This window comes from Thermococcus sp., from assembly GCF_026991495.1.
Taxonomy (GTDB): domain Archaea; phylum Methanobacteriota_B; class Thermococci; order Thermococcales; family Thermococcaceae; genus Thermococcus.
In genome coordinates this window covers 1-16,452 of the sequence record NZ_JALXBJ010000051.1, presented here as the reverse complement: position 1 = coordinate 16,452, position 16,452 = coordinate 1, and the positions used below count along the sequence as shown (strand labels likewise).

Annotated in this window: 15 protein-coding genes and 2 pseudogenes; 9 read left to right on the top strand and 8 right to left on the bottom strand. The window is 53.6% G+C overall.

Translation table 11 applies throughout. The features are described 5' to 3' along the window. From MVB78_RS06480 to MVB78_RS06440, 9 genes and pseudogenes are all read left to right on the top strand, one after another. Positions 1-321: pseudogene (locus tag MVB78_RS06480) on the top strand (cell division protein FtsZ); the annotation flags it as partial. Next, a complete protein-coding gene (locus MVB78_RS06475) occupies positions 314-961 on the top strand; it encodes a hypothetical protein (protein ID WP_297489515.1) in 648 nt (215 codons plus the stop codon). The pseudogene MVB78_RS06480 and the gene MVB78_RS06475, both read left to right, overlap by 8 nt. Before the next feature lie 47 nt (positions 962-1,008). After that, positions 1,009-1,641 (top strand): hypothetical protein, encoded by a 633-nt coding sequence (locus tag MVB78_RS06470; RefSeq protein ID WP_297489513.1) that lies wholly within the window; start codon positions 1,009-1,011, stop codon positions 1,639-1,641. A gap of 1 nt (position 1,642) precedes the next feature. Then, positions 1,643-2,086 (top strand): hypothetical protein, encoded by a 444-nt coding sequence (locus tag MVB78_RS06465; protein WP_297489511.1) that lies wholly within the window; start codon positions 1,643-1,645, stop codon positions 2,084-2,086. Further along, positions 2,070-2,537, top strand: coding sequence for a hypothetical protein (locus MVB78_RS06460; RefSeq protein WP_297489509.1), 468 nt, complete (start codon positions 2,070-2,072; stop codon positions 2,535-2,537). Before MVB78_RS06465 ends, MVB78_RS06460 begins: the two co-directional genes overlap by 17 nt. Continuing rightward, positions 2,534-3,961 carry a hypothetical protein gene (locus MVB78_RS06455; protein WP_297489507.1) on the top strand — a complete coding sequence of 476 codons (1,428 nt, stop codon included), beginning with the start codon at positions 2,534-2,536 and terminating at the stop codon, positions 3,959-3,961. The genes MVB78_RS06460 and MVB78_RS06455 overlap by 4 nt, the downstream gene beginning before the upstream one ends. Then, positions 3,958-6,141: a TPM domain-containing protein gene (locus MVB78_RS06450; RefSeq protein WP_297489505.1), complete on the top strand. Its 2,184-nt coding sequence runs from the start codon at positions 3,958-3,960 to the stop codon at positions 6,139-6,141. The genes MVB78_RS06455 and MVB78_RS06450 overlap by 4 nt, the downstream gene beginning before the upstream one ends. Further along, positions 6,138-8,570 (top strand): DUF2341 domain-containing protein, encoded by a 2,433-nt coding sequence (locus MVB78_RS06445; protein WP_297489503.1) that lies wholly within the window; start codon positions 6,138-6,140, stop codon positions 8,568-8,570. The genes MVB78_RS06450 and MVB78_RS06445 overlap by 4 nt, the downstream gene beginning before the upstream one ends. Positions 8,571-8,579: 9 nt before the next feature. Further along, complete coding sequence (locus MVB78_RS06440; RefSeq protein ID WP_297489501.1) at positions 8,580-9,332, top strand: DUF2101 family protein; 753 nt, start codon at positions 8,580-8,582, stop codon at positions 9,330-9,332. On the opposite strand, the gene MVB78_RS06435 is transcribed toward MVB78_RS06440, so the two are convergent. The 8 genes and pseudogenes from MVB78_RS06435 to MVB78_RS06400 form a co-directional block, all read right to left on the bottom strand. Next, complete coding sequence (locus MVB78_RS06435) at positions 9,287-9,511, bottom strand: TonB-dependent receptor (protein ID WP_297489499.1); 225 nt, start codon at positions 9,509-9,511, stop codon at positions 9,287-9,289. The genes MVB78_RS06440 and MVB78_RS06435 overlap by 46 nt on opposite strands. A 117-nt stretch (positions 9,512-9,628) precedes the next feature. After that, entirely contained in the window at positions 9,629-10,195 is a 567-nt protein-coding gene (locus tag MVB78_RS06430) for a GMP synthase subunit A (RefSeq protein ID WP_297489497.1), read from the bottom strand. Next, complete coding sequence (locus tag MVB78_RS06425) at positions 10,192-10,638, bottom strand: type II toxin-antitoxin system VapC family toxin (protein WP_297489495.1); 447 nt, start codon at positions 10,636-10,638, stop codon at positions 10,192-10,194. Before MVB78_RS06425 ends, MVB78_RS06430 begins: the two co-directional genes overlap by 4 nt. After that, a pseudogene (locus MVB78_RS11325) lies at positions 10,635-10,843 on the bottom strand (antitoxin family protein). Before MVB78_RS11325 ends, MVB78_RS06425 begins: the two are co-directional and overlap by 4 nt. Positions 10,844-10,887: 44 nt before the next feature. After that, positions 10,888-11,811 carry a glutamine-hydrolyzing GMP synthase gene (gene guaA / locus MVB78_RS06415; RefSeq protein WP_297489519.1) on the bottom strand — a complete coding sequence of 308 codons (924 nt, stop codon included), beginning with the start codon at positions 11,809-11,811 and terminating at the stop codon, positions 10,888-10,890. Positions 11,812-11,879: 68 nt separating this feature from the next. Then, positions 11,880-12,875, bottom strand: a complete 996-nt coding sequence (locus MVB78_RS06410; protein ID WP_297489491.1) for a formate--phosphoribosylaminoimidazolecarboxamide ligase — start codon at positions 12,873-12,875, stop codon at positions 11,880-11,882. Next, on the bottom strand, positions 12,872-15,031 hold the full coding sequence (gene purL / locus MVB78_RS06405; RefSeq protein ID WP_297489517.1) for a phosphoribosylformylglycinamidine synthase subunit PurL: 2,160 nt from the start codon (positions 15,029-15,031) through the stop codon (positions 12,872-12,874). The genes MVB78_RS06410 and purL overlap by 4 nt, the downstream gene beginning before the upstream one ends. Positions 15,032-15,162: 131 nt before the next feature. After that, positions 15,163-16,452 (bottom strand): M1 family aminopeptidase (locus MVB78_RS06400; protein ID WP_297489488.1); only part of this gene is annotated, 1,290 nt, incomplete at its 5' end.

Below are 16,452 nucleotides of genomic sequence, written 5' to 3'. Positions count from 1 at the left end.
CTCGTTGCGATCCACGGGCCGCCGGAGGTTCTGAAGGCCAAGGAGATATTCGAGGCCCTCGACGAGCTAACCGGCAGGATAAAGGGTAAGCAGATATTCAGGGGGTTCTATCCGGATTCGAGAACCCGTGATGTTGAGGTCGTAACGCTTTTGAGCGGCATCTACGAGAGCAGGAGCATTGAGGAGATAATACTGACTGCGAAGGGCTACGCCAAGTCCTTTATGAAGGCCAAGGCCGAGGCTGAGGAAAAGAAGAGGGAGCTCCTCACGGGATTGCCGGATTTTGATGACCTCTACCCGGGGGCAGAGGTGAATGACTGAGGCCGTTAGGGACTCGGTTGAGGTCGCCCTCGAACTGGACGAGAGGGAGGTTTACTCGCACATAGCCAAGGAGAGCGCCGAGGACATCAGGCGGATAATTTCCTCCATAGACGCTGAGAGGGCCCAGAGAAAGGGCTTCACCGTCTACTACCTGGACGACTGGGACGACCTCATAAGGGAGAGGATACGGAAGGGGAAGAGGCACACCGCCTTCGACTTCTACAACCCTGCCCTCCTGGACATCTGGGAGGAAAAGGTCGGTGAGCTCAGGCGCATCAGGATGACCGAGCGCTTCCTCTACTCGGGGATAGCCCTTTTCTCCCTTGGCTTTGTTTTGGTCGGCCTGCTCTCTAAGGCGTACCTTATTCCCGTCGGCCTCTCGGTTCTCCCCCTGTGGATCTGGGTCAGGGACTGGGCGGGTGAGAGGAGGGATCTAATCTACCACCAGCTCACCCAGTTCTTCATAGACGAGATGCGGGCCCTCATAGAGGACTACAACCTCAACCCGGAGGAATACAGGTTCAAACTCTTCAACGACGATTACTTCGGGGTTTCCATACTGCGGTTCGGCAGGGAGAACTTTGCCGTGGTCAGCTTAGAACCCGGCAAAAATGCAGGACAACCCCCCAAATTCTGGTGAGTAAGCGTTAAATAGGTATCCGTCCTTAAGTTGTTTAAGGGGTAGGAATGAGGAGGGGCCAGTCTTCCCTCGAATTCATGTTCGTGTTCGGGATAATGCTCATCTTGTTAGTTTACTCCTTCAACAACACAACATTCAGGCAGGGCTCGCCCTCCCAGGGCACCCTCTCGATGCAGATAGCACTTGAGGAGAAGAACTTAGCGAGCTCGATATCAAACGCCATAGACCAGACCTACGCCCAGGGCCCGGGCTCCAAAAGCACGCTCCGTGTAAGGCTCACCTACCTGCGGCAGCCCTACTACCTGGAGAAGGGCCTTGGGGTGACCGACCCGAGGATCTTCATAACCTACGGGCCCTATAACGATGCCAACGGAACCTACGTGACCGTTATCAATGGAACGGGAGCAACGAACGCAGTTCTCTCGGGTGGCGGAAAGACTGTGTTCTGGGCCGAGTGCTTCTACCAGAAGGATCTCTTAGGGAACTCAAGCGTTTGGGGCACGAGCGCCACGCTGAACATAAACGGGACCGCTTACACCTTCTACGGCCTCGTGCTTCCACCCGAGGGCCTTCCGCCGGTGCTCACTGTGGTCGTGGAGTGGAACCCTGACCTTCCCGACAGGTGGCTCTTCAACCAGAGCTCCGGGGAGATCAGGATAAACATCAACCCGGGTGGGTGAGATGAGGCGGGGGGGCCAGATAACCTTTGACTTCATGATAGCGTTCATGCTCATCAGCGTTACGGTAGCCGGCGCGGTCTCCCTCGCAAACGGCGAGCTCTCAACGGCCAACACCATAGACAAGACCGCGAGGCTCAAGGCGTTCGCCGTTGACCTCAGGGACACGGTTACGAAGGTCTACAGCATCGGGGGCGGCTTCACTGTGGTTAAGGACTGTCCCATAGAGCTCGGAAAAGGCGACAGCATCTCGATCACCCTCAACTCCAGCTCCAACTCGGTAACGGTGGAGGCTGTGCTCTCCGGAAGGAGGTACCTCGTGGTTCAGAGGCTCCAGGTGCCCGTTTACACGACAACCTCGGTGACCCTGGATGAGAAGAGGAGTAGCTTCAACGTAACCGCGGTTTACAACGCCGCTGAGGGGAGGACGTATGTTGAGCTTGAGTAAGGCCCAGACCGCCATAGAGGTCCTCTTCATAACTGGCATAATCCTCCTGGGGGCAGCTGTAATAACCCCCTACTACCTCGGGAACAACGACAGGGCTTTCATTCTCATGCAGGTGAAGGGCGCCGCCTCGACGGCCTGCTCCTACATAAACACCGGTGTGGTGGAGGAAGGGCCGGAATACGCCCCGCTAAACTCCCTGATAAAAGCCCTCAACTACACCTCTCCGGGCTGTATCGTGAAGGGCGTCGGCGAGGAGAGAGCCAGCGGGTTGATGAACGTCAGGGTGGTCTTGGAATACAGGGGACCCGTCGATGGGGGCTCCCTGGAGAAGGCCGTGGCGGCCTTCATAGTCGGTGAGCTCAAATCAAAAAACGGCGTGATAAGTGAAAACGGCCTCCTGAAATACGGGCGTGTGAGCTTCAACGTCACAGTGGAGGCGGTCAGGGGATGAGAAGGGGTCAGCTGCTCTCACTCGATGCGCTCATTTCGCTGATAGTCATGATGTTCGTCTTCGCGGCGGTGGTGAACACGTCGACCGCCCTCAAGGACGAGATAGCATCGACCCTCGGCTGGTACGAGAGGGCCAACATAGCTGACAACATGCTCGACGTCCTTATGAAGAGCCCAGGGGAGCCCGTGGACTGGGAGCTCAACCCGTCGTCTGCTAAGGTAGTGGGCTTGAGGGATCCCTCAAGCATCTACTCCATGAGTTATGAGAAGATCGTGGCCCTTGGTGAGAACCCTGCGGGGGTTGTGAGGGCCCTGCTCAATGAGTCGGGCGGGAAGGACTTCCTTCTTTCAATTTATCTCTCAAGGTTCCGCGTTTCAATAAGCGGGCGCTTCCCTAAGGTGTACCTCCAGAACGAGACCTTTGCCAATCCGAACGGTAATGGGATCAACTTTGAGATAACCAGCGGAAACGGCAACAACCCCTTTACAGTGACGTGGGTCCAGCTTGAGAGGAATGGAAATGTGTACACCAACGATGAAATGTGTACCCTCATCTCAGGTAATGCAATAACCCTTCAGGACGGGGATCTTCTCCAGTTCGTTCTCGCGGAGGATGTAACGCTGACGGCTGAACTGGGACAGTACGTTGAGACATACAGCATACCGAGTGGGGCAAGGGTCGTAATCCGCATAACCGGGCCAGATGCCAGCAACTTCCAGGTAAACTACGGCGGCGGCTCCTGCCCCTATACTTTCAAGTTCACCGGACAGGGGAACGTCGTTGTAACCGTCTCGGCCTACGACAACACGACCCCTGTCTTTAACTCCACCTATATCTTTCCCACGGTTCTCCTTCAGAACAACAGTCCCACCTATCGCTTTGCGGTGGTAAACGGCAGTGTTGTTACCGATTGGGGCGTGATAAACGCGTCGATGGGAAGGTCTCCCTGGATAGAGCCCGAAATGAGGATGGGTGTGATAAGCAGGCTTGCCTACAACCTCTCCTCTGGGCCTTCAAGCGAAGAGCCGATGATCTACGGCGTCCTCTCGGGGAGTCTGCCTCCAGGGGCCTACATGAACGTAACGGTTCCTTCAACCGCTGGAAACATGACCATGTTCGTTCTCTCTGGGAGCAGTGAAGGGGGGCTCTTGATTTACAGGGATGACAGCGGTGCCCTCTGGGGTATAACCGTGTTGGGCGGGGAGATAAGGAGGTACCAGGGGAGGGGGGACTCGATTGTAGTACCCTTAAAAAATGTCTTCGGTTCACCCCAGAGTGGAGACACCATAGGGATCTGGCTTTACTCGCTCTCGGGATGGCGCAGAAAAGACGTGGACATTCAGCTGTTTCCAAGCCTTGAGTGGTTCCTGAAGCCAAAGTTTGAGCAGGTTTTGATACAGCTTAAGGTGTGGGATGACTCATGAGGAGGGGATTCGTGTTCACGCTCGATGCTCTCCTGTCGCTCCTGCTCGTTACGCTCTTCGCGACGAGCATAGTGGGCATTATGAACCAGGGGAATGTTTACTCAACGTACATGCGCTCCCAGAACAAATACCTGGCCGAGAACACCCTCCTAACCCTTAGGACAGTCCCCCTCAATCAGATAGTCCCGGCGGGTGTGATAAAGAACTGGACCGAAAGCGGCGTTCTTGTGGGCGGTCTCGTGAGCCCCGAGATGGATCCGCTCGACATAGTCTCGACCTACTGGGCGACGGGGCCGATATACCCGACTCTCGACCTCAGGCACAAGGCTGAAATAATCCTCGGTTACATACTGAACAGAACCCTGCAGGGCTACAACTATCAGCTGCTCATAAACAACTACACAAGCCCCTACCTGACGCGGGCCAGTGGAAGCTATTCAAAGGCGTCTGACGTTTCCCCGGCGACCCTCATCATGAGCGGCTACGCCTACAACCAGACGCCGAGGGGCTACATGGCGAGGGCCTATTTGACGAGGGCTGCGTTTGTGAGGAGCGACCTGTTTGGGTGGATGAGGGTTCTCGCCGGAGGTTTTTCCAGTAGTGGATACAGCAACTCCCTCGACGTTATCAGCACGATCAACATACCCACAGATAGCCAGAAGGACATATATGAGGCGAATGGCAACTTCGTGCACAGGTTCCTGGAGCAGGAGGATGTTTATATAAACGGCAAACACGTGGCTTTAAGTGGCACGGAACCGAACGCTCCAGACATAAAGGACTACCTCGTACCCGGTAAGAACGTTATAAGGATGTACTTCCATGATTCAGCTTACTACGGGAGCTACTATCGCTACACAATCGGTATTGGCAGTGGAACGACGGTATATGTCAAATACAAAAGCAACAGTCTTCGCGCGGGCAACCCGGGCCTTATAAAGGCCTACAATGTGACGTCTCAATATACCGGTTTCATTTACCTTTTCGAGAACTTCGTGCCCGGCAATATAACTGGGATAAACATGGTCTTTAAGGTCAAGGGGGCTCAAGTGGTGCGCCTGTACTACGGGCTGGGGGCCAACCTTTATCTTCTCCTTGAAAAGACCGTGGATCCAAACTCAGTCCAGACTGTTGAGTTTACAAACTCGGAGATCGAAAACGCCCTCGCGTCAATTGGGGTGAGCTATGAGAACCTGTCAAAAATGGTCTTTGATTTCGTTGTGGCTATAGATGCGAAATACTACACCTCCGATGACCAGTTCCACTATGGGGGGGCGAGCTACTACTCTTATTCCTGCCCCGCCAGCGATTGCGGTGGGGAGAGGGAGAGGGTTTTATACGGCTACCCCGATTCCTACGTCCAGATCTCTTACATACCAAGGACCGTCATTACACGGTACAGCATTCCCCTGTCCATCCCAATAGGCTATGATACGCCAACGTACAGCGGGTACACTGGATACCACTGTGGTGGGAACACCTACAAGACAATGACGATTCAGTATACCCTTCCATCAAAGGCCATTCCCTGGTACGCTGACTTGTGGGTTGGGTACTGCTTTGCCGGCTCGACCACGCAATATTTGGAGGAGAATGGGAACACCTTCTACAGTGGCCCCAATGGAGTTTACGCACTAAGGATTGCGTATTCCAAGATCTATCCCTGGATGATGAGACCGGGTTCAAACACGTTTAAAGCCGAGCTTGAAACCGGGGTGGACAATGGAGGGACGTCCTTCAGGTATCAGGTGACGAGGGGGATCATTAAGTACTTCATCGAGGCCTACGCGGGTTATGGAGACGTTTTTCCATACATACTCCAGGGTTATCCGACTTACAGAGGCTACAATCTCACGTACTATTACTCTGACGGAACGAACACCTACGAGAGGGACATCCTCGTTGGGGATCCCCCTTACAAACCTTTATCCGTCGACGACCTTAATCCCGCGAGATATGCCGTAGATGACGCGATCCTCCGCCTCTTCAACAACTTAAACTACATCGATGACAAAAACCCAGATGAGTGGAGGGTTGTCCCGTACGATGGTTCCCAGCAGAACCCAATAGACGTTGACCTTCCCGAGGGAGTGAAGATAGAGACAGCATCAATGGGCAACATCCCCGGCCTCTTCAAGCCGATACAGATTACACTCCGTGTTTGGAGGGAAAAACCATGAAGAGGAGGGGCTTCCTTCTGAACGCTTCCGTTCTGATCCTCCTGATACCCCTGTTGCTTCTGATGGCCACCTATGAGAACGTCTCGAACCAGGTGATCACCGCACAGAGCGAGAGAACCCACGTTGAGAGAACCTACGATGTCGTTTCCTTCCTCAACCTTGAGTTTCAGAAGGCATTGGAGCTATCCGGCAAGAGGGCCGTTGTGGCAACCGTTGACTACGTTTCCGTCACCGGGAGGTTCATAAGCCCCTCCTATATGGCCAACAACACCATCCGCGACCTAATGCTCAGCGGCACCTCTTCCTCAATAACCGGTTATGACATTGAACGGGTTATGGGGAAGCAGACGCTGACGGTATGGCTGTCCAACGTCACCAAAATGCTCGCCGAGCAGGGGTACGAGGTTTCCCCGTCGCTGAACGAGATAGTGGACTCGATGGAGATACGCGTTGCCCCGCTCGATGCATTTACTGTGGTCGTAAAGGGCCGCATTCCTCACATCAGAATATCCGACAGGCTCGGGAAAATCGTTTACTCGGGCCCGATACCCTCAAACGGCGGTTACGTCTACTCCACTGTTGACATCAGGGATCTTGAGGATCCAATATTCTCCGCCATGACCGGTGGTAGGTACCAGCGCTCCATAAGGGCCTGCCCCTTAGCCTACCCGGAGTTTGGAGAGGGGCCCGTCGTCTACGCCAACGGCTCTGGTTCATCGAGCGTGGGGCACGTGGTTGGGAACTTTGAGGAGTTCCCCCAGCTCAGCTCCGACTTGGGCTACAATTTGAGCCACGTCTGGGACCAGAACGGGGACTACCTCACGAACTTTACGATCGATGGGGCTCAGGTTACCACCGATGCGTTCATAAAAGCCAGCGGGGACGTTGGGGTAATGGTTTTCTCCAACGTGTCCTCGGGCTCAGGTGGTGGAGGAGGTACAGTCCCCGGCTGGTGCTCCCCCTTAGGTTATCGGATAAATCTAACCGTCCAGAATCAGGTTGGTGTTGATCTTAACGACTACCAAATTCCTCTCCTTATAAGTACCGCCAAGGGATTTACAAGCCAGATTTTGGATATAATCTTTCAAAATACTCAGAACACCTATTCCCTCACGAACGATCCCTACCAGACGAATGCCTCGATAGCTTTCTATGATTCGAACTGCAACCCCATCCCCTTCTGGATAGAATACTGGGATCCGGTGAATAAGAAGGCTCTGATCTGGATAAGGGCCTCCATTCCGAAGGGCGGTTCTTTAAATGTTGAGATGTATTTTGGGAGCGAAGTAACGCCGACAAAAGGGGATGGAAAGAGCGTCTTCGTTCTCTTTGCGGGCCCAAAAACGATCAATGGGGGGAACAGTATGGAATATCTCATAAATACAAAACCCCTCGATCTCTACGGGGGTTTTGCAGTGAGGTTCAGGATGAAGGGGAACGGGAACTATCGTGACTGGGACAGCGGTGTTATAGTTGAGGATTCAGATTTGATTCCTGATGACCTTGCCTTTACCGACGACACAACGAGGAGTGGCGATGGATTAGCCATACACTGGGCCTGGTGGATTGATGAAACGCATGTTTCAGCCAGGTATCCCATAACTTCGTTCCATGTATACGAAGCTTTGATGAAGCCATATTCAACATACTGGAAGAGTGCCAAGTTCAAGGATATAACAGACGGTAGGGTAAATTATGACAGTGGATATGTTAGGTATTGGGTGGAACCCCTTGAGTACGTCTACTGGGCAACAGACAGTGAGAGAAAACGGAGAACCACAACCTACGACTGGGTCGCCGTGAGGAAGTACACGATCTCAAGCGATCTCCTTGAAGATCCCAACTTTAACGGTATAACCTTCTACTGGCAGACCACTGATCCAGCTCAGGTCATCGAGCAGAAGCCCTCCTCCGGGTCGTCGGGTCAATCTCAGGCCTCTGGGGGTAGGGTCTACGACCTCCAGCTCCTCATCAACTGCCTGATGGATCAGAGGTATATAGCAACGAAAAACGGCTGGTCCTTCTTCGAGAGGCTTGAGGGCAGCAACCAAAACCACCTCGCCTACGAGGAACTCGCAAACGAGACCCAGGATGAGATGGGCTACACCTACGGCGGCAGACACTACCCGATAGGCCTCGTGAGCTTTATGGTACCCGATCCAAACTACGATTCGAAGCTCTACAACCTCTTCGCGACCCTTGGACTTACGGTGGAAGAAGGCGAGTCCAGCGTTGACTACTACTTCCTCGACTACTACTTCAACGGAGGGCAGAAGGTCACCGGCTACCGCGTCTGGGGGATCTCGGAGGGGGTTTTAGCAACCGGCGACCTGAGCACCGTGCCTTTCTTCCTCGATCCTGGGACAGCGAGGGAAGTCATCGGGCCGGAGGGAACCTGCGATCTGCTTTACGGCTACACTTGTCCATGAGGTGAAACCATGGATTTCACGGAGTTCCTCTATCGAGTGGGGTTAGCCTTTGAAAAGGCCGCGGGAGAAAGCCTCTCCGCCATCGTATCCTTTTTCCTTCCAAAGCCAAGAAAAAATCCTCCTGAGCCTGGCTTTCTCCGAAGACCCCTCAAAAAGGGCCTCACAGCACACGAGCTCATCAGCTTGGAAGTCCAGCTCGTTATCCTGACCTATTTGGCGGCGTCCCTCCTCACAGTTCTCCTCGGATGGGTCTACGCCTTCGGTGTGATAACGATCCTCTCCTTCTTTGCCCTCAGGTACGTGGTGGTCTCAAACAGGGAGTTTGTAATAGACTTTCCCTCATACAGGTTCTTCTACTGCGGCCTTTTCGTTCTCTCAGCGGTCTCTTTCGCCGGCTACCTCCTATTGAGGGCCACAGTAAGGGGAGTGTACTATTACTACGCCTATCTAATCGGGGTCCTTGCCGTGGTGCTGGTCTTCAGGTGGGCCTTCCGCTCCCGCTACGGGAGGGACTACACCTACGGGATCGTCGAGGAGGTCAAGGGTGGTCTTATTAGAGTCTTCGTTCACGACGACATAGGGGCGAACGTTAAGCCCGGCCGCTACTGGGTTCCTGCGGTTCCCGATGCCGAGCCCGGCAGGATAGTCAAGCTCCTCGTTGAGGAGAGGGCCATGAGGAGCTCGATCCCGGTCAGGGTTCTTGAGGTGTACCTCGATCAGTCCTCCCAGACCGAGACGGAGCCAAAGGAGGAGACGGAGTAAAGCATAAGGAGATAAACCGAGTGGCAGGGCTCGATTAGGTTCGTCTTGGCGAAGCCCTCCCCTTTTCTCTCCACCCTCAGCGGCTCTACTGCTTCACAGTTTGGGAATATGAGCACGGCGTCTCCCTGACTCTCTACCCCATAGCCGAGGCCCATGCAGACCCTTTCGATGAACCTCATGAATTCCTCCCATTTTGAGATCACAGTTTCATAATAAATCGTGTGGCCCAAAGTATCACCAAAGCAAGTAATAATGGAACTTTAAAAAGTTTTCCCAAGCGAACGTTCATGACAAAACTAAAGTTCCCCGCAGAGCTCGGCGAAGTTGCGGTATATCTCAGCTCCTCTCTCTGTGTGGGCCACCTCCGGGTGGAACTGGACGCCGTAGATTGGGAGCTTTTCGTGCTTCATCGCCTCAACCGGACAGGTCTCGCTCCTCGCGAGCAGCCTGAAGCCCGGCGGAAGTTCTTTGACTTCATCCATGTGACTCTCCCAGACCCTCAGCTTTCCCGGGAGTCCCCGGAAGATGTCGTCCTCCTCAACTATCTCAACCTCCACCAGGCTGTACTCCGCTTTATCTCCCCTTCCGACCTTCCCGCCGAAGTGCTTCGCTATCAGCTGGTGGCCGAGGCATATGCCGAGGATGGGCACGTTGAACTCGTCGTAGTGCTCTAAAATTGCCCCACAGTTCCCGGTTCTGTTTATGTCAGGACCGCCGGAGAAGATTATGCCCTTTGGATTCAGCGCTTTGATTTCCTCAAGCGGAGTGGTGTTTGGTATTATCTTCGCCTCAACACCCAGATAGCGGAGCGTTCTCCATATCCTGTGGACGTATTGCCCCCCGTTGTCCATAATCAGAATCATTCCCTCACCCCCAAGAGTTTGAAAAACTCGTCGGATTCCTCAACCAGGTAGAAGACCTTCAAGCCAAGGGATTTCGCCAAGTCGGCCATTTTTCTGTCGTTTGTTATTAGAACCGCATTTAGATGAAGAGCTGTCGCGATGAAGTATATATCGGACGCCTTGTGGTGGGTTTGAAACGCCGCTTCCTTTAAATCCTCGATTATTAGCTCCTCTGGAATCCATGTAACTATGGTGCTATAAAAATCCAGGGCTTTCTGAACCCTTTCACAGTCGAAATACCTCGACAGGACAGCCACAAACTCAACCTCCCCGGGACGGGGAGCGTAAAGCTCTATATCCCCCAGTTGGGCGCGTTCAATAACCTTTTCTGCAACCTCAGTTCGTTCGGGATAAAAGCTTGAAAACAGGTGGAACACAACGGAGGTGTTTATGACAACTCTCATGTCTCCTCCTCCCTGAGGTGCAGAAGGTAGTCGGTTGGATCCTCCTTAAAGCGCTCCTTTGTAACCTCCTTTCTCATTTTTTAGCCGGTTCAAGGAAATCTCCGGGGTAAATCCTCACCGTGAGCTTCTGTCCCTCCTTCAGTTTCAGAGGCTTCAACGGCTTCAGCACGCCGTTTTCGTAGACCACCTCAATAATCTCGCCCATACTCCCACCGTTTTAGACTTCTCCGTGAAGATAAATAAAGGTTCTCACTCGAACTCTATCGTTGCAGGGGGCTTGTTGGTGATGTCGTAGAGCACCCTCCCCACCTCTGGAATCTCACTCGTGATTCTGAAGGCTATTCTCTGGAGCACTTCGAAGGGAACGTCCATCGCGTTTGCCGTCATGCCGTCGAGACTCTCGACGACCCTAACTGCCACCGTTTCCTTGTAGGCCCTTATGTCGCCTTGGACGCCAACTGTTTTAACTCCCAGCAGAACCGCGAAGGCCTGCCATGGATTCAGCCCAGCTTTCTCGATCTCCTCCTCGACTATCGCGTTTGCCTCCCTGACTATTGCAATCTTTTCCGGAGTTACCTCACCGAGAACCCTCACCGCCAAGCCCGGCCCGGGGAAGGGCATGCGGTTGTATATCTTCTCCGGAAGACCGAGCTCTTTTGCGAGCTCCCTCACTTCGTCTTTGTAGAGGTCGCGGAGTGGTTCGATGAGTTTTAGGTTGAGTCTCTCTGGTAGGCCACCTACGTTGTGGTGGCTCTTGATCTTACCCTTGCTTTCAATCCAGTCCGGGGCAATCGTCCCCTGAATGAGAAACTGGGCATCTACCTCTCTCGCGACCTCCTCAAAGACCTCTATGAAGACCCTTCCTATTATCTTCCTCTTCTCCTCGGGGTCGGTAACGCCTTTCAACGCCTCAAAAAAGCGCTCGCTCGCGTCAACGTAGTGCAGGTTGAGGCCGAACTCGTCGCGGAAGGTCTTCACCACGAACTCCGGCTCGTTCTTCCTCATGAAGCCGGTGTTGACGAAGACCGCATGAAGCCTCTCGCCTATAGCTTTATGGGCCAGAACCGCTGCGGTCGAGCTGTCAACTCCGCCCGAGAGCGCTATTATCGCCTTACCATCTCCAACGGTCTTCCTTATCTCCTCAATCTTCTCCCTTATGAAGTCCTCCCACATGAGCACCACCTTTTTTGCGAGCATTTGAGAGTTAATATATAAACCTATCCTCGCGAGTTTTGACTAATTTATGTCAAAACATCCCGGAGTTTGTCCTCCTCAAGGGCCTCCCTCAGCTCCATGGCTATTCTCCTTCCCGTGCTCACAGGAAAGTCATAGCGGAGCCAGCTGTAGGGCGAGCCGTGGACGAATGGGTTGGTCCCGGCGACTATTCTGGCTGATATCTCGAAGACGACGAACTCAAGCTCCTCGGTGTAAACCCCTTCGAGGCAGAACGGCCCCCATAGACCGCCCATGAGCTTCTCGGCGGTTTCCACAACCTTTTCACCGGCCTCGATGACGTCCATGAGGAGGCTCTCCCTCAGAACGAGCGGGATGTTCCCAATGACCGTGTAGTTGGTGCCCATCTCTAGGTCAAGCTGTTCCTTCGCCGGAATTCTGCCTATCGCGTCCGCGTTTGACTCATACCTTCTGTCAACGCTCATAAGCTCAAGCTCGCCGTTGAGCTTTGAGTAGAAGTAGTGAGGGTAAACCGGAACTCCAACGACGTACTCCTGAATCTGGATTCCGCGAAGGTCTTCCTTGTCCCTAATGCCCAGCCTTTTCGCCTTCTCCCAGAAATCGGTTGAATTTTTGGCGAGGAAGTAGCCCTTACCGCCCTTGGCGCCGTGTGGCTTGACTATAACGGGGCCGTCTATGTCATCCGGGTCGTCGTAAACCCTCGGGAGCCTCAGCTTTGCCTTTTCCAGCCACTTTCTTTCGAGGTTCCGGTCGCTTTCCCATTTGAGAACCTCTTTGTTACCGTAGTATGGAACGCACATTTTTTCGACGAGCTCAATGCCTAGGTGGGCCACGAAGGAGCCGGTCGGGATAACAACGGCATCGAGCTCAAGCAGTTCCTCCTCTGGATAGGTTCCCTCGATGAAATAGTCAGCTACGGGGAAGTAGTGGGTGTAGAGGGGCTTAGCCCTGGCTTTGCCGAAAGCTATTGTTTCAAAGCCCTCATCTTTAGCTCCCTTCAAAATCTGGAGGGCGGAATGAGATGCGTAGGTCGCTACCCTCATTCTCCCTCACCCAAAAGCGTCGGTAAAGACCCGTGGACCGCTTTAAGCTCAGAGACGGGCTTCTTGAGGAGCTCTTCGCCGTTCCAGAGGAAGACGGCATCGCCTCCTCCGGCCCTTCCAATTACCGCGAAGTGATTGAAGATGCCCTTGAGCTCGTTAGTCTTGTTCTCTTCGAATGCTATGATGTACCTCCCGTGGCTCTCGCTGAAGGCAACTTCCACCGGGCCGAGGTATCCTTCCACCGGAACCTTCGAGAGTTCAGCTGTGAAGCCAACGCCGTTAAGCGCCATCTCAGCCAGAGCTACCGCTATGCCACCCTTTCCGATGTCGTGGACTGCCCTGATAAGGCCCTTTTCAATCGCCCTGAGAATTCCCTCGGCGTTGGCCTTCTCCTCATCGAGGTCAACGCGAGGAGCGAAGCCACCATCAATGCCAAGCCTCGCGTAGAGCTCCGAGCCACCGAGTTCGCCCTTAGTCAGTCCAACGACCCCAATCAGGAGACCATCTTCGAAGTGCCCGGCGGGGATTTCCTCTAGCCTGACCTTCCCGAGGCCGGCAACGACCGGAGTGGGCTTTATCGGCCTTCCGGCAACTTCATTGTAGAAGCTCACGTTACCGCTGACATAGGCTAAACCGAAGGCCTTGGCCGCATCCGCTAAGCCTTTAACCGTCTTGGCGAAGCTCCAGTAGACCTCGGGCCTCTCTGGAGAGGCGAAGTTGAGGTTGTCAACGAGGGCTAAGGGCTCAGCTCCTACGCTGACGAGGTTCCTCACCACTTCGGCCACCGCTCCCATAGCCCCGTGGTACGGGTTTAGGTAACTGTGGTTAGGGTTTCCATCTGCAACAAAGGCTAAGCCGTACTTCTCGTTTATCTTCAGCACCGCAGAGTCCCTACCGGGCTTTAGGGCGGTTCTGCCCTGAACCTCGTGGTCGTACTGCTCCCAGACCCAGCGCTTGCTCAGGACGTTCGGACTGCCCCAGACGAGGTCAAAGGCCCTTTCAAAGCCAACTTCGGGCGTCTCAACAGGCCTTTCCGCACTGTAGGGCCTCATCTCCCACTCAATCGTCGGAACGTCCGTGAGCAGGTCAACCGGCAAATCGGCGACCTTCTCGCCATTCCAGTAGACGATGTAGCGCGGCTCCTCGATTATCTCGCCGACGACCGTCCACTCGAGCTCGTACTTGTCGAAGATTTTGCCGATTTCTTCTACATCTTCTGGCTTCACCGCGAAGAGCATCCTCTCCTGGCTCTCGGAAATCATGACTTCAGCAGGAGTCATTCCCGGCTCTCTAAGGGGAACCCTGTCCGCGTAAATCACAGCGCCGAAGCCCTTCTTGCCAGCCATCTCCGATGAGGCACAGGTTAAACCGCCGCCGCCGAGGTCTTTGAGTGCCCTAACCTTTCCCGTGTAGACCGCTTCAAGGGTGGCCTCGATGAGGAGCTTCTCCGTGAATGGGTCGGGAATCTGAACCGCCGAGCGGTCTTCCTCATCCGCGTTCTCCCCGAGTTCCTCGCTCGCGAAGGTTACGCCGTGTATTCCGTCCCTTCCGGTTCTGTTGCCCACGAGGACGATCTTGAGACCTGCCTCCTCGACATAGCTGTGGACTAAGTGCTCAGGCCTCATTATTCCAACGCAGGCCACGTTGACGAGGGTGTAGTTGTCTAAGCTACCATCGAACTCGGTTTCACCACCAACTGTTGGAACGCCTATCCTGTTGCCGTAGTCTGCTATGCCCTTGACAACGTACTCAAAGAGGTAGCGGTTGCGCTCCTTCTCCAGCGGGCCGAAGCGTATAGAGTCAAGGAGCGCTATCGGTCTTGCCCCCATGCAGAGTATGTCCCTCACAATCCCACCAACGCCCGTAGCCGCTCCGCCATAGGGCTCGACAGCGGAAGGGTGGTTATGGCTCTCAATGCCAACGGCTATCCAGATGTTTTCGTCGAACTTGACTATTCCGGCGTCCTCGCCCGGGCCGATAACGACATGCTCGTTCTCGGTCGGCAAAAGCTTCAGCCATGGCCTGCTGGACTTGTAGGAGGCGTGCTCGCTCCACATCACTTCGAGCATGGCCTTTTCAACTTCGTTAGGCTCTCTCCCCAAGCGTTCGCGGATGAGCTTTTCCTCGTGCGGGAACATCGCGAACCCTCCGTATATTGACGGATTAATGTAAAAAAAGCTTGTTTTTAAGGTTTATTTTGACTGAAAAACGTCAAAACAATGCCTGGGAAAGACCGCTTCGTCCAAAAGTTTCATCACACAAAGGGAGCAAAAATAGGAAAGAATGCCTACGGCAGCCCGGTGCTCGTTGTCAAATTCTGGAGGCGATCCCTGACGGACTTTCCGGAGTTCTTTTTCAGTATTGCCACGAATCCATTGAGGTCCCCCTCTCTAAACCTGTACTCCTCAAAGAACTCCCAAAGGGATTTGTAGAACGCTTCCCTTCCTGTGAACTCCTCAAGCTTTTCAAGGATCAGTGCCCCTTTGTACGCTGCAATTGCATATCGGCGGGCCATGTCAGTATCCCCTAATTTCCATACTTCCGTTAGGGGAACCTCTTTTCTCCCGTAGTCTGTTATCCTATTGTAAAATGAGATGTAATAGTTCCTCAGTGCTAAATAGTCTCTCTCTGAGACGCTCTCGGCGTATTTCAGCGAGAAGTACGCCGGGAAGGCATAATTGAACCAGTACTGGCTCGTGTTTTCAATGAATACAACCGTTCCGGGAACCCACCAGTGAGCCACCTCGTAGGCGTAGCCGTATTTGTAGCGTATTGGGTCGTATGAATACGCAAGGACACCGGACATATCGCTTGATATGTTTATTCCCTTGGGGTAAACGACCTTGACTTTCTCGTACCCGGGCCGCCCGAAGTGCTCTATACCAAAGTTCAGGATTTCAGCGGTGAGGTTTGCGTATCTCTCCGCAGTTTCGTCATCAATTCCCATGTAGTAAACAGTCAAGTAGCCGTTCATCAGCTCCATTTTCTTGAAGTTTCCGACGAAAACCGGGATTGTCCCATGAAAGCCGTGGGGGAACGTGATTCTCCAGACTCCAGGGGCAACCTCCTCGCCGGGGCCCACGACCGTCCCCCTGTCGGCTTTGGCCCTGACCTCAATGACGTGGAAGAGTTCAAGGGAGTTTAGCACAGGCCTAAGGAACCCCATCCTTAAAAATGCAATATCACCTTTAATCCGCCCCTCAACATAGCCCCTGAGAGGCGCGATTTTGTCTATTTTTGAGTAGTCACCGGCGTATCTAATCTCTATGCTCCCGTTTTTGAAGCCCTTCAGGGGGATAACCAGCATGAGCCCCTGGATGAAGTCAATGTCTTCACCGTTCACCTTAATCTCTTCAACGTTGAGCCTCAGCATTCTCCAGAAGGACACGTATGCCTGTGATGTTATGTTGTTGTAGTCTACAATCCCCTCAAAATTCCTCTTCTCCAGGCTTATCTTTTTCTCTTGAAAACCTTGCCGTTCACGGCGGGGATGCAGTAAACCCCCCAAACAGCCTCTTAACAGGAAAGCAACAGAAAATCTTAAATACACTAACCACCCATACTCACCATTGGGTGG

Excerpts from the sequence above, each read along its gene's own strand:
- MVB78_RS06445 (WP_297489503.1), top strand. The coding sequence starts at position 6,138 with ATGAAGAGGAGGGGCTTCCTTCTGAACGCTTCCGTTCTGATCCTCCTG.
- guaA (WP_297489519.1), bottom strand. The coding sequence starts at position 11,811 with ATGTGGGAGGACTTCATAAGGGAGAAGATTGAGGAGATAAGGAAGACC.
- MVB78_RS06430 (WP_297489497.1), bottom strand. The coding sequence starts at position 10,195 with ATGATTCTGATTATGGACAACGGGGGGCAATACGTCCACAGGATATGG.
- MVB78_RS06410 (WP_297489491.1), bottom strand. The coding sequence starts at position 12,875 with ATGAGGGTAGCGACCTACGCATCTCATTCCGCCCTCCAGATTTTGAAG.
- MVB78_RS06465 (WP_297489511.1), top strand. The coding sequence starts at position 1,643 with ATGAGGCGGGGGGGCCAGATAACCTTTGACTTCATGATAGCGTTCATG.
- MVB78_RS06435 (WP_297489499.1), bottom strand. The coding sequence starts at position 9,511 with ATGAGGTTCATCGAAAGGGTCTGCATGGGCCTCGGCTATGGGGTAGAG.
- MVB78_RS06450 (WP_297489505.1), top strand. The coding sequence starts at position 3,958 with ATGAGGAGGGGATTCGTGTTCACGCTCGATGCTCTCCTGTCGCTCCTG.
- MVB78_RS06475 (WP_297489515.1), top strand. The coding sequence starts at position 314 with ATGACTGAGGCCGTTAGGGACTCGGTTGAGGTCGCCCTCGAACTGGAC.
- MVB78_RS06455 (WP_297489507.1), top strand. The coding sequence starts at position 2,534 with ATGAGAAGGGGTCAGCTGCTCTCACTCGATGCGCTCATTTCGCTGATA.
- MVB78_RS06470 (WP_297489513.1), top strand. The coding sequence starts at position 1,009 with ATGAGGAGGGGCCAGTCTTCCCTCGAATTCATGTTCGTGTTCGGGATA.
- MVB78_RS06460 (WP_297489509.1), top strand. The coding sequence starts at position 2,070 with ATGTTGAGCTTGAGTAAGGCCCAGACCGCCATAGAGGTCCTCTTCATA.
- MVB78_RS06440 (WP_297489501.1), top strand. The coding sequence starts at position 8,580 with ATGGATTTCACGGAGTTCCTCTATCGAGTGGGGTTAGCCTTTGAAAAG.
- MVB78_RS06425 (WP_297489495.1), bottom strand. The coding sequence starts at position 10,638 with ATGAGAGTTGTCATAAACACCTCCGTTGTGTTCCACCTGTTTTCAAGC.